This window comes from Halobacillus mangrovi (assembly GCF_002097535.1).
Lineage (GTDB): Bacteria > Bacillota > Bacilli > Bacillales > Halobacillaceae > Halobacillus > Halobacillus mangrovi_A.
The window spans coordinates 1,958,375-1,979,436 of the sequence record NZ_CP020772.1 but is presented as its reverse complement, the minus strand read 5'-3'; the positions used below and the strand labels follow the sequence as shown (position 1 = coordinate 1,979,436).

The window sequence follows — 21,062 nt, the reverse complement described above, 5'->3', positions numbered from 1 at the left end:
CTTATCGTTTATAGAAAGGTGTATCTACAACTTTAGCTTTAAGCTTTCTTTTACGGACTTGCACTGTTACCTCTGTCCCTATTTCTGCATACTCTCTGTTAAGCAGGGCTAAGCCGACATTTTTTCCAAGCGTAGGAGACTGTGTCCCTGTTGTTACAAAACCAATTTTCTCATCCCCATTCAGAACTTCATAATGAGTTCGGGGAATACCTTTATCAATCATTTCAATTCCTACCAGCTTCCGAGAGGGTCCTTCTTCTTTTTGCTTCTTCAAAGCATCTTTACCAATAAAATCTTCCTCTTTATTTACTTTGACAGCAAAATTCAACCCAGCTTCAATTGGGGATATGTCTTTACTGAGTTCTTGCCCATATAAGGCAAGATTGGCTTCAAATCGCAACGTATCACGCGCTCCAAGGCCTACCGGTTTTACTCCATGTGACTCTCCAGCCTGTAAGATTGCCTGCCAAAGATCTGCACCAGAGCGGGAAGGCAGATAAATTTCAAAACCATCTTCACCCGTATATCCAGTACGAGAAACGATGCCTCCATCTTTTACACCTTTGAATTGAACGTCAGATTTAAAACGAAAGAACTTGATCGTGGATAATTTTGTATCAGTTAAAGATTGCAGTGTTTCTTCTGCTGCGGGACCTTGAAGAGCAAGCTGTACATACTCATCAGATACATCTTCCAACTGAACGTCACCTTCAGCATGCTCTTTCAACCAATCAAAATCTTTCTGTCGATTCGCTGCATTCACGACAAGCAAGTAGTTCTCTTCTTCCAATTGGTAGACAATCAAATCATCGACGGTCCCGCCGTCTTCATAGCACATAATCGTATACTGTGCTTTACCTGGTTCTAATTTGGATACATCGTTGGTGAGCATTTTCTGCAGAAAACTTAGACTGTCCTTCCCTTTAACCACTACTTCTCCCATGTGAGAAACATCAAAAAGACCTGCACGGCTTCGCGTTGCTTCATGCTCCTCTTTAATGCTAGAGAATTGTACTGGCAAGTCCCAGCCTCCGAAATCTATCGTTTTTGCTCCATGCTTTTCATATTCAGGATAAAGCGGTGTTCGTTTTAAATCGGACATCCTAAATCACTCCTTCAAGACTTTTTATTCCTATAAAAAAAGAGACTCCACCGTCATTTACGGGAGTCTCTGTCCGTTCACCAGAAAGTTTCACGACTCTCATACAACTAATGAAGCCGCTTGCTTCTTGGGTGGTTTACTAGATGTAAACTCTCTCCAGAGTTGCGTCCTACAGAGGTCTGTTTGCCTGAGAGATTCGCATTAAATGCTTGCTCCTTCGGCGCTACATATGTAGACTCTCCCCCTGCAGTCATTCGCTTTCGTATTTTCTAAGTTTCAGTAGGACATACTAAATGATACGTATGGATTTACTCTTCATTATTCCCGTCCATTATATCACAGGGGATAATGAATTTGACATGTAATTCTACAATAATTCTCAATTTTTGCACATGAATACACACAATCGATGGGGGTTTATGCATATGATCGAAATTCAACAAGATAAAGCATTCATTCGTGCGCTGACCAGTGACCTTGACCATCCCGAAAAACTGTCCAATTGGGATGGTTTTCGACTTGCCTATCAGGCAGCTGGTTATAACACTGTCCCGCGATTCGATGGGTTACTAGCATTAGATCACTTGCCACACGTCAATTTCTTAGATCATCAAATTGATGCTGCCGAAAAAGTCGTCCACCATATGAACGGAAGAGCCATACTCGCAGATGAAGTCGGGCTTGGAAAAACCCTAGAAGCTGGTCTGATCATGAAGGAATACATGATACGGGGAATCGCTCGTAAAATCTTGATTTTGACTCCAGCTTCCCTTGTAAACCAGTGGGTGCAGGAACTAAATGAGAAATTCTATATTCAGGCGGCCTCTCCGAGAAAAAAGCAGGCTGCCTGGAAAGACTGGGATGTTACCGTTACCTCCATTGATATGGCTAAAAGGGAAAACCATAAGCAAGAGATCCTGTCCATATCCTATGATCTAATTATTATCGATGAAGCTCACAAACTAAAGAATCATCAAACGAAAAATTACCAATTCGTGCAATCATTGAAGAAGACCTATTGCTTATTATTGACAGCAACTCCAATCCAAAATAAGTTAAGTGACCTTTTCAATCTTGTATCTATATTAAAACCAGGTTATCTCGGCAACCTCACTCAGTTTAAGAAGAAATACCAATCAGATGCGAAAAAAGATCAAAACATTGAACATATTCACTCCTTAGTTGGAAAAGTAATGATCCGTAATCGAAGAAAAGATACGGGACTTGATTCTTCTAAACGTCTCGTAACAAATGAACGATTGTCGTTTACAGATGAAGAAATAAAACTGTACAGAGAATTAGAAACCTTAAAATCCAACCACCCTTCCTTTACATGGCTCACGCTGGCTAAAGAACTATGTTCGTCACGAGAGGCTTGCTTCATGTCTCTAAAGCAAATGAAATCTCAAGCGAATGACCAGCAAGCAGAATTATATGATTACTTTATTGAAAACCTTGGTAAACTCCCCCATCACGCTAAGGCCAAACGTATGGTTGAGATTATAGAGAAATCAAATGATAAATTTATTGTCTTTACAGAATATCGAGCCACACAGTTTTATTTACAATGGTATTTACAACAGCACGGCATATCATCTGTACCTTTTAGCGGCAAGTTCAATAAAAGTAAAAGAGATTGGATGAAACAGCTTTTTAAAAATCAAGCTCAAGTAATGATTGCAACAGAAGCCGGTGGAGAAGGGATTAATCTTCAGTTCTGCCACCAAATGATCAATTATGACCTCCCATGGAACCCGATGCGATTGGAACAGCGGATTGGACGTATTCATCGTTTCGGACAGGAGCAGGACGTCAAAATCTACAATTTTGCCATTGAAGGAACTATAGAAGATCACATCATGCAGATGCTTTATAAAAAAATTGAGATGTTTAAAAATGCGGTGGGTGACTTGGATCAGATATTGGAGCAGATTCCAGGAGGTTCATTTGACCAGCAAGTTCAATCGATTTTCCATCAATCTGAAAGTCAGGGAGAGATCGACATTAAACTAAAAAATCTCGTGAGCTATGTAGAATACTCCATAAATGAAAAGAGGGAGTCGAGTTGAACAAAAATCCTTATTTTGATTTTGTCCAAAATTTCTTTGTCTCTTACGGGTGTTCGGTTGTTCAGAAAAGTGATTCTTTCTTGAAAATCCAATTAACAAGTGAAATGGACGAAGAGATCATGAACCGTCCTTTTTATTGGCACTACATGAAAAAAATGAATCGAGCCGGTGAACCGATGCAACTGACATTCACCCACACAGATCGTACAGAAGAAAAAGGGATATATCTCCACGCAGGAACACCTAAACTTCACACCCTTTATAAAACTGCTATAGCTAAAGGGAAAACGTCCCGTTTATACGAATCAATCGATCAACCTGTTCAGAACAGGGCTTTGACACCGTGGCTAGTTATAAATTTATTACTGCATTTTAGAGGGAAGCAAGCAAAAGATGAGAGGATTTCTATCGGACTGAACCTTATACACGGAACCCTGCTGAAAGGAATGATGGAGCGTATTTGGAATATTGACTTTCATTCCACGGTTTCAGATTATACGTTTCCGATGACACCTGTAATTGGTATTTCAAGCGCTTATAGAAGAATTGAACAATATGTTGAAAATCATTTAAGTATGCTCGATGACCAGTGGGCTAAGGAGTCTTTGCAACAAATGGATGAGGAAAGAGAGCTTTTGAATTCATTTTATGAATCAGAGGATATTGGTCTTGATTATTTTACAAAGGAGCAAGAGCAAATCGATAAACGTTATCGCCCTCGAGTTCAAGTAGAAGTCGTGAATGGAGGACTTTTTTACATTTCACAGCTAACCAGTCAAAATCTCCTACAAAATAAAAAAGCCGTTCATTAATCTGAACGGCTTTAAAAATTAGTGATTGGTAGTTTTCATTTTTCGACGAATCATCTTTAAAGCTAGTGGAATCATTCCAAACCAATAGGAAGATGACTTCTTGGAAGGTTTTGCAGCCTTTCGTTTTTCTTTTTCCTTCTTTGACAACTGCATATATTTGACCATTTCCTCTGTTAAATACTTTACATAGTCATTACGATCCATGATATCCCCTTCTTTTCTATACTTGTTACACTTAGTATGGACGGGATTTTAATCTTTTAGACATACCTCAATTTCTTGTGCAATTTGCTTTGGTGTTTTTTCATCAACAACAATGATGTGGTCCGCAGTTTGTTCATAAATCGGAAGACGCTCTTTGAACCTTGACTTTTTCTCTTCCACATCCCCTTTCCAAAGCGGGCGTTCTGTGTCCTCTTCCAAACGCTTTACAATCGTATGCCAGGAAGCTTTAAGATAAACCACTGTACTTTTAGACAAGATCTCACGATTTTCTTCTGACAGAATGACACCTCCTCCGGTTGAAACAATACTATCTTCTTGAATGCTTTTTAGGAATTCTGTTTCTTTTTCTCTGAAATAAGATTCTCCATACTGTGAAAACATCTCAGCAATCGATAAACCCTCCTGGTTTTCAATACACTCATCCATTTCTATGTAGGGTCTACCTAAGTCTTTACTTAATTGATGAGCCACTGTCGATTTTCCACTTCCCATAAAACCAACTAAAAATATCACTCTACACACCCCTTAAAATTTTTTAGAAAAAGAAGGAAATTCTCAAATGATGTCGAATACAGACTATTGCAAACTAAAATAAATGCGAGGTGATCTTATATTTGAAGTCTATAGCAACTTTAGCCCACGACATACTCATTTCCGCTATCCAGCAAACGGCCTCTGACATCCACTTCTCCCCTTACTCAGAAAATGCCAGTATTTATTTTCGCATTCATGGCGAAAGGATTTTCCACTCTTCTCTTCCATTACCACTTTACCAGAAACTCTTAGCATACTTTAAGTTCAAATCCGGAATGGATATTGGTGAACTTCAGCGTCCTCAAAACGGCACAATGGAGCACAGAGCTGACCAGCAGGTTTTTGATTTAAGACTTTCCACCCTACCTATTACTGGAACAGAAAGCTTGGCCATCCGCGTCCTATCCCCTATGAATTATACTCCACTTGAACAACTCTTTTTATTTCCTACACAAATTAAGCGGATTGAGCAATGGTTGAACCATACAAGCGGAATGATCCTATTCACAGGACCTACAGGGTGCGGGAAGACTACTACGTTATATGCCCTGCTGCAATCACTAATGAATCAGAAATCTTTTCAAGCCATTACACTAGAAGATCCTATTGAAAAAGATTTGAATAACATCATCCAAGTTCAAGTCAATGAACGAGCGGGGATCACTTACGATACTGGGTTGAAGGCAGCATTACGCCACGATCCTGATCTGCTTATGGTCGGAGAGATAAGAGATCAATCTACGGCTCAATTCGCTTTCAGGGCAGCCTTGAGCGGTCATCTGGTTATCAGTACCATCCATGCGAAAGATGCTTATGGAACCATTCGGCGCTTGAAAGAAATGAATATTCAACAAGTCGATCTTGAACAGACTCTTATCGCCATTGGAGCTCAGCAATTAATCCCCCTCCATGGAAATACCCTTCTTCCAAAACGCGCGGCAATCCTTGAGATGCTGGATGGGACTCTGCTTGATCATGCCATCGGGGATCGTTCTCCTTACAATCATAAGAAGTTTCAATCATTTTCTGATTTAAGGAGGAAGGCCTATGCACTCGGTTTTCTCAAGGACTTTAAAGTTTCGATTGAGTCGTGAAAAAAAACTGTCCACCTCTCAACAATCCTTATTCTTTCACCGTTTAAGTCATATTTTATCAAAAGGATATCCCTTACTGGACGCTCTGAAAATGACCGGCTGGGACCCTGCCTTAAAACCCATAGCTGATGAGTTAACTATGTATCTGGTTAGAGGGGAGAAAATTGATACAGCCTTCCAAAAAGCGAGCTTTTCAAAGATGATTACGAACTTCCTCTATTTTGGAAGGGTACACCATGATTTACCCGTAATGTTTAAACAGTGCGAACAGCTTCTGCAAATGAAAAAAGAATATCAGCGGAAACTTATACAAGTGCTTCGTTACCCTATGTTGTTATTCGCTTTTCTCCTCATCGCTTTTACGATCATCAAACAAACCATCCTCCCTAACTTTCTTTCACTTTTCCAAGACGACCAGCAATCCTTATGGCTTATGATGGGCGTTAATTATCTCATCAATGGACTTGGTTTCATAGGCATAGTTACTTTGTGTATCAGCATCATTTTTCCTTTAATCATTCCCAGACTTCCCCTTGAGAAAAAATTAAAGCTCTATCAAAGAGTTTTTTTCATCCATTATTACCAATCGTTCCATTTATCTTATCTCTTTACTACACACCTCCAATCCCTTCTGACAGCCGGTTTAACTCTTAAAGAAGCCTTGGAAGTTATAAGTCAACACGAGAAGTATGAAATCCTTTCTTACTACTGCCAGCGTATCCTAGAAGAACTTGGTGAAGGAACTACCATTGGACAGGCTATGCATTCCTGCCCGTTGTTAAGACAAGAACTCACTTCTCTTTTCCACCATACCAATGACACCTATACACTGAAAAATGAACTGAGTATGCTGACTTCTTTTTTCATGGAATACTTTAACGACAAAGCAAGCAAGACTTTGCAGCTAATCCAGCCGGTGTTTTTTATGCTCATAGCGATTATAGTCATATGTATTTACGCCTCCATCATGCTTCCCCTCTATCAGTGGATGGGTGAAATATAAAACTTAAGGAGCCTTTACTCATGAAGAAATTATTGAATCAAAAAGGATTTACGCTTATCGAAATGTTAATTGTTCTGCTTGTTATATCCGTACTTTTGATTATTACCGTTCCCAACCTTTCAAAGCACAATGAAACCATCAGGAAAAAAGGATGTGAAGCTTTAATTGTGACAGCAGAAGCTCAGGTAGAAGCTTATTATTTAGAAGAGAAGGCTTACCCTACAATAGAGCAATTAACCACAGGAGGTTACTTAAAAGACACTACTTGTCCAAATGGTGATAAACTAACAGTCAGCGATGGAAAAGTATCAGCTGTCACACCCTCTGATTAATGAATGATGTCATACAAAAAAATGGGTTTACCCTTAGTGAAGTTCTAATTGTACTTACCGCATGGTCAATCCTCATTGTCTGCCTCACCCCTCTCCATCTACGTACATTTCACTCTGTTGAAGCCTCCATGTTCCTAAATCAGCTAGAGGAAGACGTTTTGCTTGCCCAGCAATTGACTGTACAAGACCACCCCTATTACTGGATGAGCTTCCGACAAAGCTCAAATGATTATGTTCTATACGATGCAAAAGACAAAGAAACCATATTCATTAGGGAATTCCCTGAAGGTTGGAGGTTTGATTTGATGACACTTGAGAACCCAGTTCGATTTAATGCCAGAGGGATCATAGCCAAACCTGGGACGATGAAAGTTCACAGTCCTTCTTCCACTTATAAAATCACCTTTCCTTTTGGGACTCGCAGGTTATACATTGAGAAGCAGTAAAGGGTTTACTTTTGCAGAAACGGTAGCAGCCTTTAGCATCATGATGGTTATTACATTAGCTATCTATCCAGCTTTAATCGAGATTCGTCTTGAACAAAAGGAATTAGCGATTGAAAGGTATGCGATCACAACTCTCCAGGATCAGTTCCTGCTTCAATCTGAATCTCCTTCGACTTATCCTTATTTAATTAGTGAATCAAACGATTATGGTATCACTATCCTCTTCCAGAAAGAAAACCAGTTCATTAAAGGTTGTGCAATATGGACATCCATTGAACAGGAAAAGCAGGAGGTTTGTCTGTATGCTCTTCAAGAGCAATAAAGGGTTCACACTGTCAGAGACAATGATAAGTCTGACACTACTAATGATAATCCTATCTCTTTCTTACCCTCTTCTACATTCCCTTGAAGGGCCTTCCTATTATAAAGAACTTTCTGCACGCCAGTTTTTCACGTTTATCCAGCATGAAGTTCAATATGCTCGTGAAGCATCAATAGAGGGAAACACTTTTCAAATAATTGATTCCAGGCATAGATCGATCACCATCGAACAGTATCAAAACATTGTAAGAAAAAGAGTAGGAGGCAAAGGTCATGAAAGTTTATTATCAAAGGTAAAATTGTTTACGGTCCAACAAACGGGGTCTGATTTCCTCATTTTAGTTGAATTGGAAGGTGGTGAAGCCTATCAAAAAAGGATTCATTATGAAGCTGTTCAATGACACCGGGATGATATTTCCCTGGGCAGCTGGATTAGCTGCTATTTTATTCATTCTGCTGTCCAGCTCTCTGTTTCAATACAAGAACCAAATCATTGCAACAAAGGTGTACGAATCACATATAAGGGAACAGCACTTACTATCAGTTGCAGAAACCCAATTTGTACAAGTATTGTCCAAGAACTATGAAGAGGCTATTCATACCCCTTTCATTGTCTCTACACCAGACGGGAAAGCTACTGCTTCGTGTATGGAAGAACAGGAAGACTCCATTGAATGTGAGTGGAGTTTGACTCCACTTAATAAAGATACAAAAATCATAAAAACGTATTATCAAGTAAAATAATCAATAAAATAGGCATCGCTCCTTACTGTAGTAAAGGGGCGATACCTATTATGTCTCAAAGTTGGCCATATCTATTACCTCTTTGAATAGTTTATGATATGTTTGCTGTATATTCCATTCGATTATTCGTAATAGCTCTTAGTCCTTCCAGATTGTATCCAACTACAAGTTTTTCACCGTTTGTAAGAATGGGGCGACGTAACAATTTCGGTTTTTCTATCACTAAATCTAAAAATTCGCTCAATGTGAGATCATCTACATTTATACCTAAATCTTTATATTCTTTACTGCGAGTGGCCAATATTTCATCAATTCCTAGAGTAGTCAGAGACAAAATCTTTCTTAGTTCATCAGCGTCAGGTGTCTCCCGAAATAAATGCTGCTCATTGAACTCTACCCCTTGGCTCTTTAACCAGGATTTTGTTCGACGACAGGATGTACAACTTGGGTAACTGTAAAATTTTAATTCATCCATTTTCAACGCTCCCTAATTAAGATTAAGTACATTTTATATTGTACAGTCAATGTATAACCTTTGTACAATATTTTAAACCCAATTTCGCAAATTTTTTTATTTAAGTCGTGTTTTTTCTACAAAATCAGGGAACGGTATTAAATAGATCCTCTACTTTAATGCAGGAGGAACTCATCGATTTATTTACATTTAATTATGGGTCGTTTATAATATGAATGATAGTTTAACGATGAAAAAGGAGGGGGAAAAAGCATGGATCGTATGTTTCGAGTGCTGGCCTTTTGGACAGGTATTTTCGCTGTTATGTTTTTTGCAGGCGATATGATGGAAGCGGCATTATTATCTTTAGTTCAAACGGCTTTTTTCCTTACTGTTGGCTACCTTAAACTGTCAGAACGTATGTATGTATACATATTTTTCTCATACTTGACAGTTTTCATGATTGGATTCACGTACTATTCATCATTTATTCTGGTACCGAGTTTCGGTGGTCACTAAAAAAATCCTGTTATCCTCATTGGATAACAGGATTTTTTTACTTTCTCTTAAGTAAAGAAAGGGTTTTCCCTTTTTTCTTCTTCAATAGTTGTAGGCAGCCCGTGGCCTGGATAAATGCGCATATCATTACGGAGACTGAAAAGCTGCTCCTGGATACTCTTTTCGAGCTCTTTACGATCTCCCCCTGGCAAATCAGTCCTGCCCATACCTCGTTGGAATAAAGTATCTCCGGCTACCGTAAACCTTTGATTTCTAAATACAAAGGAAACACTTCCAGGTGAATGCCCTGGGGTATGACGAACTTCAAATGAGAATCCAGCGATTTCCATTTGACCTATTTCAAAGAAATAATCAGCAGGTCCTGCTTTTATTTCTCCTATTTGGAATAATCCTGAGCCGTTTTGAGAAGGATCTGACAGCCAATCCGCCTCAGCCTCATGAATATATACTGGCGCATCGTAAGCCTGTCTAACTTCGTCCACTGCTCCAATATGGTCAAAGTGTGCATGTGTCAAAAGAATCGCTTTCACGGTAAGCTCTCTTTCCTTAAGGAAAGCATCTAATTTGTTGAAATCCCCGCCCGGATCGATGACGACCGCTTGTTTATTTTCATATATTATATAAGCGTTTGTGGCCATCGGACCAAGTGGTAATCGAGAAATTTTAATCAATGGATGAACACCTCTCTGTTATTTAATAAAATCATCTAAGATCACTCGACATTTTACCTATTATGCTATAAAATAAATATGGACTGAATTGAGCTACATATAGTATAACATCCGTACTTTAAGGATGATAATAAAGAAAAGGGATATTGGGGGTGCTGAACTTGGTAACAGCTATTCTTCTTTTACTCGTTGCAATTCTTTGTGTATTTGCCGTCTTCCGTGAGATGAAATCGAAAAATTTCTTTGCCGTTCTTTTTGCAGCCGTCTCAGCATTAATGTTTGGATGGTTCTCCATCATGACGATTTACTCTAACTTGTTTGGGTAAAAAAACAAATCGAGCCACTCTATGAGTGGCTCGATTTTTTTATTTTATCAGGATTTACTTCTGATTTCCTCTTCTGATTCCAATAACTGCTTACTCTTATTGAAGAAATGTTGATACATCGTTAATGTGACAAACATAGCACTTAATGAGACAGAAGAAAAAATGCTAAGAGAAATGACGAGCTGATATTTTATCGCCATGACCGGCTCTACTCCACCTAAAATAAGACCTGTCATCATACCTGGCAATTGCACAAGCCCTATAGTTTTCAATCGATCAATATTGGGGATTAACGCTGCATTAAGCGTCTTTCGTACAATTAAATGTGATGCATGTTTAGGTTCTGCCCCGAGCGATAATGCAGCCAATAGTCTTCCATTGTTTTCCTTAAATTCACTTTTCATTCTTTCTAATGCAAGCCCCATAGCCACCATACTGTTTCCAATGACCATTCCACTCATAGGAATGACCTCAGATGGACGAAATTGAACCATATCAAACACAAGCCATAGTGTAAGCACACTGATTTCTATAATGACAAGTCCTATAAAAATGACAGGAAGTACATAAGGAAGCTCTTTTCCTTTCTGTCTTGCATGGAAGGAGGCAACAATAATCATCACTCCAACCATTATTGGAATTCCGACCATCGCCGGAAGGTCAAATAAATACGTCAATAAGTAACCAATCGCAAATAACTGGACAGTTCCGCGAACGGTGGACCATATAACGCTTTTACTCAAACCAAGCTGATAAATATAGGACAATGTTAAAGGTACAACAACAAAAATGATTAGAAATAATAATGACTGGTTAGATACTTCAGGTGCCAAAATCGATCACATCCTCTACTCTTCCAAAAACTTTGATAATTTTTCGGTATTTGGATGATCCAGCATATCAGGGATTAATCCATCCTCCTGAAGCTCACCATCCATAATAAACAACCCTCTGTCACCTAACCGCCTTGCTTGATTTAAGTTATGAGTCACCATCAGCATCGTAAGTTTATGCTCACGAATTAATTCTTCTAACACTTCTTCTATCTCATCCGCTGTTTTATAATCAAGTGCACTCGTAGGTTCGTCAAGTAAAAGCACCTCAGGGGAGTTAGCCAATGTTCTAGCAAGAGAAACCCTTTGCATCTCTCCACCAGAGAGCTGATCAACGTCACGCTCTAAGTAACTTTTGGGAAGCTGAACATAGTCCAGTAATGTTTCAGCATGCGTTTCTTTCCATTCTCCGAACAGCTGTGGCCCATATTTTAAATTATCAAGGACTGTTCCTGGAAATAAATTCGGAGACTGGAGCACTAATCCGACATTTTTTCTTAGTTTGGTTATTGAATAATTCTCAATCGGTTCTCCTTTATAAAAGATAGAACCTTCTTCTGGATCACTTAGACGGTTAAAAAGGAACAATAACGTACTCTTCCCCGCCCCTGAAGGACCAAATAAAATCACCTTCTCATTTTTTTCAATCGAAAAATTAAGATTTTTTAATGGATCATGAGTAACATTCTCAAAACGAAACATAACCATCCTCTCTTTCCAAAAACAAAGTATGTATGTAAGTATCATTACCCGGTTGCGTATAAAATTATGTAATAAATGAAAAAACCACCATGACACAATGTGCCACGGTGATTATTTAATAGTATTTTTACTGTTTGAAATCGTAAAAACGGAACAAGTCACCATAGATGATATTATCTGAATACTGCAGTTCCTGATCGGCTTTTTCCTTAATAGGATTACATGCCTCTGCTTCTTCTTCTAAAATTTGTTCTCCCGTTGAACGATCGTAACATACCCCATCGGTAAAGACATATTGTTCACTGACAAAGCTGCCGTCTCTCATGGCGATAAAATCCTTACGGTCTTCAGCGAACATATTATCACCAAAGGTTAAATCATCTTTATTACCAATTCCAAGGAGATGAAGCAATGTCGGTTTCACATCAATCTGGCCGACGACTTCTTCCCTAACCCCACCGTTCTCATATCCAGGAATGTGAACCATAAAGGGAACTTTTTGCAGCTGGATATGTTCGTATCCATTTATTTCTTTACCCAAGAACTGTCCCATAGCTTTGTTATGATACTCACTGATTCCGTAATGGTCTCCCATTAGCACAATAATCGAATCTTCATATAAACCTGCATCCTTCAATTGTTGGAAGAACTGCTCCAGCGATTCGTCTGTATAACGCGCTGTTTGGAAATAATGATTTAATGTTTTTGAACCAGAGTCGTATTGATCTATATTGGCTTTATCCTCAGGCATCTCAAATGGAAAGTGGTGTGTTAACGTAATAAATTTACTGTAGAACGGCTGCTTTTGAGATTGCAGGTACTTGATCGATTGTTCAAAGAATGCCTTATCTTCAAGCCCCCAGCCGAAAGAATTCTCGGGAGTCACTTCATAAGACTGTTCACCATAGAACTCATCATACCCTACATTCTCATACATAACATCACGATTCCAAAAGCTCTTATTGTTTGCATGAAACACTGAAGTTTCATATCCTTCTTCACTTAGAATTTCAGGCAGTGCATTGTACTCGTTTTGAGCATTCGTGAAATATACTGCGCCTCTGCCAAGTGGATAAAGTGAATTTTCTACAATAAATTCTGAATCAGAAGTTTTACCCTGAGCTGTTTGATGATAGAAATTTTTAAACCAAATGGTATCTTTGCTTTCTTTAAGATCGTTTAAGAATGGTGTAGTTTCCGTTCCATTAATTTCAGAATCAAGCAGGAAATTCTGGAAGGATTCCACACTGACAAAAATGACATTCTTGTCCTTTGCTACACCGTATAAATCTGAATCTTTGGCTTGACCATCAGGAGAGTTTTTATCTAGATAGGATTCAATTTCACTAATTTCACTTCCATCAGCTAAAACACGCTGTGCTTTCGTTTTTGTCTGCATAGAAGCATCATATAAGTGATAATTATAAATTCCGATGTTTTTTACAAGATACTCTCTGTCAAATGTACGGACAAAAAGCATTGGACGCTCAATTTCTGCTAATACAACATTTCCAGCAAGCAACAAGAAAGTAACTGCAGTAGCAGCAATCTTACCTTGAGTGGGCAGTTGAATAGACATATCGAACTTCTGCTTACTTAAATACCAAATAATCGCTACATCAAGGAAGATGAATAGATCTTCGATGTGCAGCAAGGTCAAAAAACTTCCTGTTAAGTCAGCAGCATTATTCCCTTGAAATAAAACAGGAATCGTAATGAAATCCGTAAAGTTACGGTAAAAAATTAAGTTTACGAATAAAATTAATGATCCAATCAATGAAGTCCAGCGCAAGTATTTCATCTGTCTTTTTGGATTAAGCCATACGCTTATCGCGAATATTAAATAGGCACTTGCGAGAGGATTCACAAAAAGGATAAACTCCTGCATAGAGTTTTCAATTGATAAATCGAACATGAACCTGTACACCACATAAGTTTTAATGCCAAATAAAATTGTGGCTAATATAAATAAAGGCATGCGAATTTTATTCAATTGCATGGTGGTTCCTCCCTCTTCTAATCTATCTGGTGGAAAAAATGTTAACGGATCTTTTACCTGAATCAACAACTCTATTTACAAATTCCACTTAGAATAATTATTAAACAGCTTACTTTATTATGACGATTATTTTACCATAAAAGTTTCATAAAACGATGACATGCATATTACATACTTGTGACATACAAATATTATTAAAAGACTATGCACTTTATCTATCATATAAGAAAAACACTGGAAAATAAACTGTAATCAGAACTATAACCATGAAAAAAAGTTGGAGCATCTTCTGCTCCAACTTTTTTATTTTTGATTATTTTTTACTAGGTATGCGCCCCCAATAACTCCTGCATCATTTCCTAGCTGTGCAATCTGAAAACTAGATGCTGAAGCTATTCTTCTTAAGGCATATTTCTTGAAGGCCTCTTGTAAAGGGTTTAATAGTTGTTCACCTGCCTGGGAAACTCCCCCGCCTATGACGATCTTTTCTGGATTAATAGCAATTGCCAAATTAGCGATTGCCATCCCAAGAGTATCCATGACATCGTTAAGGACGGCCTGACTTGCTTCGTCGCCATTTGAGGCCATCTCAAAAACGTCTTTAGCTGTTAAAGCATCTGAGGATAGGAGGGATTTAAGAGATGATTCTGGATAGTCTTCCGCTATGGCTTTTGCTTTCCTTACAATTCCTGTCGCTGATGCTTCTGTTTCTAGACAACCTGTTTTTCCACAATTACAAGGAGCTCCACCTTCACGAATTACCGTCACGTGCCCGATCTCTGCTGCCGTACCATTAGCTCCATTTAAAATCTGGCCATTCGAGATAATACCGCCGCCGACCCCCGTTCCTAAAGTGACTGCAATAAGCTCCTGTGACCCATGACCTGCACCAAGCCAATTTTCTCCAAGAGCGGCTAAGTTTGCGTCATTGTCTACCCAGACTGGTAATCCAGATAACTCCTTTAATTTATTCCCAAAATCAAAGTCCTTCCATCCAATATTAACTGCTTCATAAATGAAACCTGTATTGGTATCAACAAAGCCAGGAGCACCTGCACCAATTCCAGCGATTTTTTCCTTAGTTATCTCTTGTTCAACTAACTTTTCTTCAATCGATTTATGTATATCCTCTGGAATAGACTTTCCTTGATTGTCTGTGTTCGTATGAATTTCCCACTTGTGTACGATCTCACCATTTTCCTTAACAATGGCTAATTTGACGGTTGTTCCTCCCACATCGGCTCCAATGAAATAGACTTCACTCATTTTATAGCCACTCCCCTTCATTTTTGTCTCTCATCCTTGCTATTTCTCCCCGTAACAGGAGCATGGCCATTTGAAAGTCCTCTTGACTCATGCATTGAGATTTGTATAGCTCACGGACCTCATCTTCCATTAACTCTAAATCTGCCAGCCGGTCGCCAACATATATGAAGGTCCCAAATTTTTTTAAGAATTGCTGAATATCATAAATCGTTTTCATTATTCATCACCAACATTATTATACCAATTGCGAGTCATATTGAAAATGGAAAACCCCGACTTATTAACGGTCAGGGTCCTTGGGATGTAAAAACGCCGGCCTCCTGTTTTTGAGAGGAATTGGAGAACGTACAAGCACATCGCGTAATGGCTTCCAAGAGAAAGGCAGGAATGGCCATAGGTAAGGCGTTTTAAACGTCTGCATGCTTGCAAGATATATAAGCCAAAAAGTAACTCCAATGACATAACCTTTCAGACCAAAAAGACCTGTGACGACAAGTAAAACAATCCTTGTAATTCGATCTGCTAATGCCAATTCATAACTTGGAGTAGCAAAAGTACCGATAGCAGCCAGTGCCAGATATAAGACAACTTCACTTGAAAACAAACCTACCTCGACCGCTACTTGGCCGATTAGAATTGCTGCAACTAACCCTAAAGCAGTAGCTAAAGATGATGGAGTATGGATAGCAGCCATTCTAAGCATGTCAATTCCAATTTCCGCTATGAGAAACTGACCTAGTAAGGGGATCACCCCAGCCTCAGAAGGCCCTAGAAACGACAAATTTTCAGGTAACAACTCAGGTTGCATTGACAAAAGGAAATAAAGCGGCAATACAAAGATAGAAGCGAAAAATGCGATAAACCGAATCCACCTTAAGTAAGCACCAACAAGCGGCTTCTGTCTATATTCTTCCGCATGCTGTAAATGGTGCCATAGGGTAGCCGGTGTAATCATTACGCTTGGAGACCCGTCAATAATGATTAATATATGTCCTTCATATAGATGAGCTGCTGCTGTATCCGGCCTTTCCGTATAACGGATAACAGGATAAGGGTTCCAATGCCGACCACTGATAAACTCTTCAATCGTTTTCTCAGCCATCGGGAGTGCATCCGTGTCGATCTCTTTCAACACCCGCTGTAAGTGTTCTACTCTGTCTTGATCAGCAATGTCTTTTAAATAGCAAAGACACACGTCCGTTTGCGACCTACGCCCGATCTGAATATACTCCATACGAAGAGAACGGTCTCTTATTCTTCTTCGGGTCAACGCGGTATTAAAAATGATCGTCTCAACAAATCCGTCTCGAGACCCTCTTACAACCCGCTCTAAATCAGGTTCTTGTGGTCCGCGAACAGGATAAGTCCTTGCATCAATCAGGATTACTTCATCGATGCCTTCTACAACAAGTGCAGTCGGCCCCGCGAGCACAGTGTCGGCTGCTTTATTCAAATCTTTCTCCTGATCAAGCTCGACATACGGCAGATGAGTTTGCAATAATTTCTTAAGTGGATCAGGGTCGAGCTGATCTGGGTCTAATTTTGACAAAAGCTTCATTAAATAGTGAAGGATGTCATCCTTTACAAAACCGTCAACTAGGAAAAGAGACATCCCCCGGCCCGCGTAAACGAGATCGAGGTGAATCATATCAAAGCTTTCTTCCACACCTAGACGGTCACGCAGATAAGCTACATTTTTCTCGTAACTTTGAAAGAGAGGCTGCTTGTCTTCCATTGGATTTCCTCCTCTTTTCTTTATGAGGATTAGTTTTTGCCAAATGAAAGAAATCATACACGTAGCTCACTCGTTTTTTAGGCATGTCCTCTCTATTTCATACATATCTATAACCATATACATAACCACTTATAGGATAGATTTTAAGGGGATGTTTTTATGAAAAAAGTGTGGTTGTACTGGGTGCTGGGTCCTCTTGTTCTAGCTTTGTTTATTGCTTTTTTGGGAGAGTATTTTCGTGAGGAAGCTGTCATTAAGTACTTTCCACTTGATGAAAAGAGTCAATTCACTTCCTATAAGACTAATTTAGAATTTGCCTCGCAGGAAGATGAAGATGAGTATGAGGTTCTTTGGGATATGTCTTCAAAGACAGATGAGAAAATGTATTTGCGTCAGGATGTTTCTCTACTCTATGTGAATGGACGCTTAAAAGGAATTATGAGCAAATGGGAGGAGAACGTATCAGAAATATCTAAGCAGACGTCGCTGCACGGTGAGGATAGTAAGAAATATGAGGCGATCAGTTTTCATCATGGTGAAATACATCGGGGAGAAGAACCGATAAAGAGTATCCAAGCGACTTCTAAAGATACTCTATATGTCATCGACTCCCCTCATTCTACTCGTACAGCGTTCCATGAACCTTCTTCTTCTGAAGAAAAGGAATGGAAAAAGCGGCTGGATCATAGTATACAGCAGCAAATTGAAGCTCAATGGGAGGAATTGCTCAATTACTACCAAGTTCCAAGAAACCAATACACGCTCGTTCCGCTGACAGCTTTAGCCGATTATGAGGATAAACCATTCCCAGGAACGACCGAAGAAAACTTTCAACGAATCAAAGGACAGCTTTGGGAAGGTCTTTACAAAAACTACATCCTGGGAATTGCTGATACGCAAACCAATCATCCGATCCAAAGCTATATTCCCTTAATTCTGTTTGATAATAATGGCAAACACCTGATGGTCTTATTTGAAGATGATACAGGGAAAAAGCATCAACTTATTCAATACTACTGAGATAATTTATCAGCTAACTTTCTAAAATCCTCATTATCAGGGTTAAGCTCAGCAGCTGTTTTGGCAAAATCAGCTGCTTTTGCTTTATTTCCATTTTGTTGGTGCAAAATGGCAAGGTTGTAATAGGCCTCAGCCAGATCGGGTTCTTTTTCTACGACGACCTCTAAATCTTCCTTCGCCTTTTCTTTTTCTCCAACTTGAATATAAGCATAGGATCTGTTAAACCTCAATGCCGCTTCGTAACTACCTGGTTCCTTCAAAGCTTGAGATGTAATTGATATGACCTCTTCATACTTTCCATTTTGGTTCAACTCTTGGGTTTCCTGTACTTGACTGAGTGTCTGCTCGCCGTTAAAGACATTCTGAAGCCCCAAACTAATCATTATAGCTAAAATCACTATATAAGCAATAGAAGCAGCAGACTGAACGGCAATGCTCTTCTTTTTAGGAAGGCTGAAAATAACCGAAGCGATGAATCCTCCGACAAGACCACCCATGTGGGCACCATTATCGACTTGAGGAACCAACACTCCAAAAGCAATATTTAATGCAATGACAAATAGTAAATTCCAGCCCATGGTTCTGAAAAACAGCCTGCGGTTTCTCACTCCAAAATAAAGAAGAGCTCCGAACAACCCAAAGATAGCACCAGAGGCACCTGCCGCAACATGAGGGTTAAGCATGAAACTTGAGATTCCTCCGAAAATCCCGGCTAAAAAATAGATCCCCGTGAAGCGGAAACTTCCATATATTCTCTCTACAGCATTTCCCAAGTAAAATAAAGCAAGCATATTCATGAACAGATGGAGCAACCCGATATGAAGGAACATGGAAGTTACGATTCTCCACCATTCTCCTTCTATTATTCCTGGATTGTATTTAGCACCGAATTCGATAAGAGTCAAAACAGAAGTGCTGCTTCCTTGCCATTCTACATAAGCGAAAGCAAGCAGATTTAAGGCTAGCAGCACGTAGGTCATAATAGGCTTCCCAAATTGAAAAGCATTTTGAGCTTCCTTTTTCCTTTCTTTATGTTTTAATACTATTTGCTGCTTCAAATAAGGAAGAATTGACTCCATTTCAAACTCAGAAATATTGTGATCTAATATTGCATCCTCAATATCAAAAAAACTGTAGAAACGTGATCGTTCTTTCTCTTTCTTTTCATCATCCAGATAATAAATGTAAGAGTCGAACCGTTCACTTTTCAAATCTTCTTTGATGTCTTCCCATTCGTCTACAGGGGGGAATTCAGATACATATAAACTGTGTAAAACAACTTTCCCGCCACGAAACAGCTGGCGATTCTGTTTCAACTGCTGATATGTAATCTGCACATCACGCTTCAATTCATTTCTCCAATTGATTTGAGTGTGTTTCAGCCTTACAACATGATTTTTCCAATTATATTCCTTTTCCAGCCATACTTCCTGATCCTTCGTATTCATATGAAGAACATCAAACTCTTGCACAACGACAAGGTCATGGATTAACTTCCAAAAGAAATACTCCTGTTCTATATGCATCTTGTCTTCCCCCTTTCTAACACTCATCATACCACGGAGGTTATCTTCCTCTCCATGGAACTGCTTTTAAAAAAGCTGCCAATACGCTTGGCAGCTTTCCTCTTTCCGCTCTATTCCCTCTGAAAGATATTTGACAGCAATCGTTGTCTGAGCCAAGGAATATTCATTGATGCTCTTACAAGTATTTTCCTTAACCCCGGCACCTGTGTAATGACATTTAACACACGATATCTAAGTTGATAAAGCCCAAAAATAAAGGAGCTAACAATAATTATCCATTGCATAAGCCGGCGCACCACATCCACTCCTATTCGGTCTATTGATGTGCTTATTTTCTGTCGGCTTTGTCATATCTATACACTGACATATTGATTAAGTACAGGGGTCATGGTTTCTTTCAGTACTGAAGCTGAGTTAGCGAATTTAGCCTTTTCCTCTGGAGTCAAATTTAATTCAATAATTTCATGGACACCTTTTCGATTCACAATCGCAGGTACACCAATGTACAGGTCCCTCACATCGTAAGGCCCATCTACGTATCCAGAGATTGTTAGTACAGCATTTTCATTATGAAGAATAGCTTTCGTCAGTCTTACAAGCCCCATTGCTATTCCATAATGAGTTGCTCCTTTTCGCTCAATGATGTGGTAAGCTGCATCCCTTACTTGCTCAAATATTTGGTCAAGGTCTTTTATATCATACTTCTCAGGGTGGTCTTTAATCCGGTCATATACAGAGCGACCAGCAACGTTTGCATGGCTCCAAACAGGGAGTTCAGAATCCCCATGTTCACCTAAGATATAGGCGTGGACATTTCGAGAATCTAATTGGAAGTATTCACTTAATTGGAACCTTAAACGTGCAGTATCTAAAATTGTTCCAGATCCAATTACTCGGTGTGAAGGCAGCCCAGAGAACTTCCATGTCATGTAGGTCAGGATATCCACAGGATTAGTAGCCACGATAAAGATACCATCAAAACCACTATTCATAACAGAATCGACGATAGATTTAAATATAGCCGTATTTTTTTCCAATAAATCAAGTCGAGTTTCCCCTGGTTTTTGGTTAGCTCCCGCTGTAATAACCACGATATCTGCCGACTGACAATCTTCATAATCTCCGAACCAAATCTTCTTATTGGCAGGCGCAAAGGCAAGGCCATGATTTAAATCCATAGCATCTCCTTCAGATTTCTCTTTATTGAGGTCGATCATAACGAGCTCTTCCGCAACACCCTGGTTCAAAAGAGCAAAAGCATAGCTAGATCCGACGGCGCCTGTACCTATTAAAGCAACACGATTTACATGTTCCATCCATAACCACTCC

General features: G+C 39.3%; 25 protein-coding genes and 2 riboswitches. Of the genes, 12 read left to right on the top strand and 13 right to left on the bottom strand.

Translation table 11 applies throughout. The features are described 5' to 3' along the window. Position 1: 1 nt before the first annotated feature. Positions 2 to 1,102 carry a glycine cleavage system aminomethyltransferase GcvT gene (gene gcvT, locus HM131_RS09610; RefSeq protein ID WP_085029551.1) on the bottom strand — a complete coding sequence of 367 codons (1,101 nt, stop codon included), beginning with the start codon at positions 1,100 to 1,102 and terminating at the stop codon, positions 2 to 4. Positions 1,103 to 1,169: 67 nt separating this feature from the next. After that, positions 1,170 to 1,264, bottom strand: a riboswitch (glycine riboswitch). 3 nt (positions 1,265 to 1,267) lie between these two features. Beyond that, positions 1,268 to 1,356: riboswitch (glycine riboswitch) on the bottom strand. A 171-nt stretch (positions 1,357 to 1,527) separates the two neighbouring features. Between gcvT and HM131_RS09605 the strand changes: the two genes are divergently transcribed. Next, entirely contained in the window at positions 1,528 to 3,171 is a 1,644-nt protein-coding gene (locus HM131_RS09605) for a DEAD/DEAH box helicase (RefSeq protein WP_085029550.1), read from the top strand. Next, positions 3,168 to 3,983, top strand: a complete 816-nt coding sequence (locus tag HM131_RS09600; protein ID WP_085029549.1) for a YqhG family protein — start codon at positions 3,168 to 3,170, stop codon at positions 3,981 to 3,983. Before HM131_RS09605 ends, HM131_RS09600 begins: the two co-directional genes overlap by 4 nt. Positions 3,984 to 4,001: 18 nt before the next feature. On the opposite strand, the gene HM131_RS09595 is transcribed toward HM131_RS09600, so the two are convergent. Next, positions 4,002 to 4,187: a YqzE family protein gene (locus HM131_RS09595; RefSeq protein ID WP_085029548.1), complete on the bottom strand. Its 186-nt coding sequence runs from the start codon at positions 4,185 to 4,187 to the stop codon at positions 4,002 to 4,004. A gap of 48 nt (positions 4,188 to 4,235) precedes the next feature. Then, entirely contained in the window at positions 4,236 to 4,721 is a 486-nt protein-coding gene (locus HM131_RS09590) for a shikimate kinase (protein WP_085029547.1), read from the bottom strand. A 101-nt stretch (positions 4,722 to 4,822) separates the two neighbouring features. Between HM131_RS09590 and comGA the strand changes: the two genes are divergently transcribed. Genes comGA through HM131_RS09560 form a run of 7 tightly spaced genes read left to right on the top strand, consistent with a single transcriptional unit; the run spans position 4,823 to position 8,682 of the window. Continuing rightward, entirely contained in the window at positions 4,823 to 5,836 is a 1,014-nt protein-coding gene (comGA, locus tag HM131_RS09585; RefSeq protein ID WP_085029546.1) for a competence type IV pilus ATPase ComGA, read from the top strand. Then, positions 5,790 to 6,839, top strand: coding sequence for a type II secretion system F family protein (locus HM131_RS09580; protein WP_085029545.1), 1,050 nt, complete (start codon positions 5,790 to 5,792; stop codon positions 6,837 to 6,839). The genes comGA and HM131_RS09580 overlap by 47 nt, the downstream gene beginning before the upstream one ends. Before the next feature lie 20 nt (positions 6,840 to 6,859). Further along, positions 6,860 to 7,171, top strand: a complete 312-nt coding sequence (gene comGC, locus HM131_RS09575; protein ID WP_085029544.1) for a competence type IV pilus major pilin ComGC — start codon at positions 6,860 to 6,862, stop codon at positions 7,169 to 7,171. After that, complete coding sequence (gene comGD / locus HM131_RS09570) at positions 7,171 to 7,617, top strand: competence type IV pilus minor pilin ComGD (protein ID WP_085029543.1); 447 nt, start codon at positions 7,171 to 7,173, stop codon at positions 7,615 to 7,617. Before comGC ends, comGD begins: the two co-directional genes overlap by 1 nt. Beyond that, positions 7,604 to 7,939, top strand: coding sequence for a hypothetical protein (locus tag HM131_RS20920; RefSeq protein ID WP_198162754.1), 336 nt, complete (start codon positions 7,604 to 7,606; stop codon positions 7,937 to 7,939). The genes comGD and HM131_RS20920 overlap by 14 nt, the downstream gene beginning before the upstream one ends. Then, positions 7,920 to 8,339 (top strand): competence type IV pilus minor pilin ComGF, encoded by a 420-nt coding sequence (locus HM131_RS09565; RefSeq protein WP_198162774.1) that lies wholly within the window; start codon positions 7,920 to 7,922, stop codon positions 8,337 to 8,339. The genes HM131_RS20920 and HM131_RS09565 overlap by 20 nt, the downstream gene beginning before the upstream one ends. After that, positions 8,323 to 8,682, top strand: coding sequence for a hypothetical protein (locus tag HM131_RS09560; protein WP_085029541.1), 360 nt, complete (start codon positions 8,323 to 8,325; stop codon positions 8,680 to 8,682). Before HM131_RS09565 ends, HM131_RS09560 begins: the two co-directional genes overlap by 17 nt. 91 nt (positions 8,683 to 8,773) lie before the next feature. On the opposite strand, the gene HM131_RS09555 is transcribed toward HM131_RS09560, so the two are convergent. Beyond that, positions 8,774 to 9,157: a Spx/MgsR family RNA polymerase-binding regulatory protein gene (locus tag HM131_RS09555; RefSeq protein ID WP_085029540.1), complete on the bottom strand. Its 384-nt coding sequence runs from the start codon at positions 9,155 to 9,157 to the stop codon at positions 8,774 to 8,776. Positions 9,158 to 9,409: 252 nt separating this feature from the next. Here HM131_RS09555 and HM131_RS09550 point away from each other — a divergent pair, with 252 nt between their 5' ends. Beyond that, positions 9,410 to 9,655, top strand: coding sequence for a DUF2626 domain-containing protein (locus tag HM131_RS09550; RefSeq protein ID WP_085029539.1), 246 nt, complete (start codon positions 9,410 to 9,412; stop codon positions 9,653 to 9,655). A 47-nt stretch (positions 9,656 to 9,702) separates the two neighbouring features. Here the strand turns inward: HM131_RS09550 and HM131_RS09545 are convergent, their stop codons facing one another. After that, positions 9,703 to 10,326, bottom strand: coding sequence for an MBL fold metallo-hydrolase (locus HM131_RS09545; RefSeq protein WP_085029538.1), 624 nt, complete (start codon positions 10,324 to 10,326; stop codon positions 9,703 to 9,705). Between the two features lie 161 nt (positions 10,327 to 10,487). On the opposite strand from HM131_RS09545, the gene HM131_RS09540 reads away from it, so the two are divergent. Beyond that, positions 10,488 to 10,652, top strand: coding sequence for a DUF2759 family protein (locus HM131_RS09540; protein WP_085029537.1), 165 nt, complete (start codon positions 10,488 to 10,490; stop codon positions 10,650 to 10,652). Positions 10,653 to 10,699: 47 nt separating this feature from the next. Here HM131_RS09540 and HM131_RS09535 read toward each other — a convergent pair whose 3' ends face one another. From HM131_RS09535 to HM131_RS09510, 6 genes are all read right to left on the bottom strand, one after another. After that, a complete protein-coding gene (locus tag HM131_RS09535; protein ID WP_085029536.1) occupies positions 10,700 to 11,485 on the bottom strand; it encodes an ABC transporter permease in 786 nt (261 codons plus the stop codon). Positions 11,486 to 11,500: 15 nt separating this feature from the next. Then, on the bottom strand, positions 11,501 to 12,187 hold the full coding sequence (locus HM131_RS09530; RefSeq protein ID WP_085029535.1) for an ABC transporter ATP-binding protein: 687 nt from the start codon (positions 12,185 to 12,187) through the stop codon (positions 11,501 to 11,503). A gap of 127 nt (positions 12,188 to 12,314) precedes the next feature. Further along, complete coding sequence (locus HM131_RS09525) at positions 12,315 to 14,186, bottom strand: LTA synthase family protein (protein WP_085029534.1); 1,872 nt, start codon at positions 14,184 to 14,186, stop codon at positions 12,315 to 12,317. Between the two features lie 303 nt (positions 14,187 to 14,489). After that, positions 14,490 to 15,452 (bottom strand): ROK family glucokinase, encoded by a 963-nt coding sequence (locus HM131_RS09520; protein ID WP_085029533.1) that lies wholly within the window; start codon positions 15,450 to 15,452, stop codon positions 14,490 to 14,492. Position 15,453: 1 nt separating this feature from the next. Continuing rightward, positions 15,454 to 15,669 (bottom strand): YqgQ family protein, encoded by a 216-nt coding sequence (locus tag HM131_RS09515; protein ID WP_085029532.1) that lies wholly within the window; start codon positions 15,667 to 15,669, stop codon positions 15,454 to 15,456. A 63-nt stretch (positions 15,670 to 15,732) separates the two neighbouring features. Continuing rightward, entirely contained in the window at positions 15,733 to 17,187 is a 1,455-nt protein-coding gene (locus tag HM131_RS09510) for a spore germination protein (protein ID WP_157130790.1), read from the bottom strand. 159 nt (positions 17,188 to 17,346) lie between these two features. On the opposite strand from HM131_RS09510, the gene HM131_RS09505 reads away from it, so the two are divergent. Next, positions 17,347 to 18,207, top strand: a complete 861-nt coding sequence (locus HM131_RS09505; protein WP_085029530.1) for a hypothetical protein — start codon at positions 17,347 to 17,349, stop codon at positions 18,205 to 18,207. Here the strand turns inward: HM131_RS09505 and HM131_RS09500 are convergent. Both HM131_RS09500 and HM131_RS09495 read right to left on the bottom strand, forming a co-directional pair. Next, positions 18,201 to 19,733 (bottom strand): rhomboid family protein, encoded by a 1,533-nt coding sequence (locus HM131_RS09500; RefSeq protein WP_085029529.1) that lies wholly within the window; start codon positions 19,731 to 19,733, stop codon positions 18,201 to 18,203. The genes HM131_RS09505 and HM131_RS09500 overlap by 7 nt on opposite strands. 353 nt (positions 19,734 to 20,086) lie before the next feature. Next, positions 20,087 to 21,049, bottom strand: coding sequence for an L-lactate dehydrogenase (locus tag HM131_RS09495; protein ID WP_085029528.1), 963 nt, complete (start codon positions 21,047 to 21,049; stop codon positions 20,087 to 20,089). Between the last annotated feature and the right edge of the window lie 13 nt (positions 21,050 to 21,062).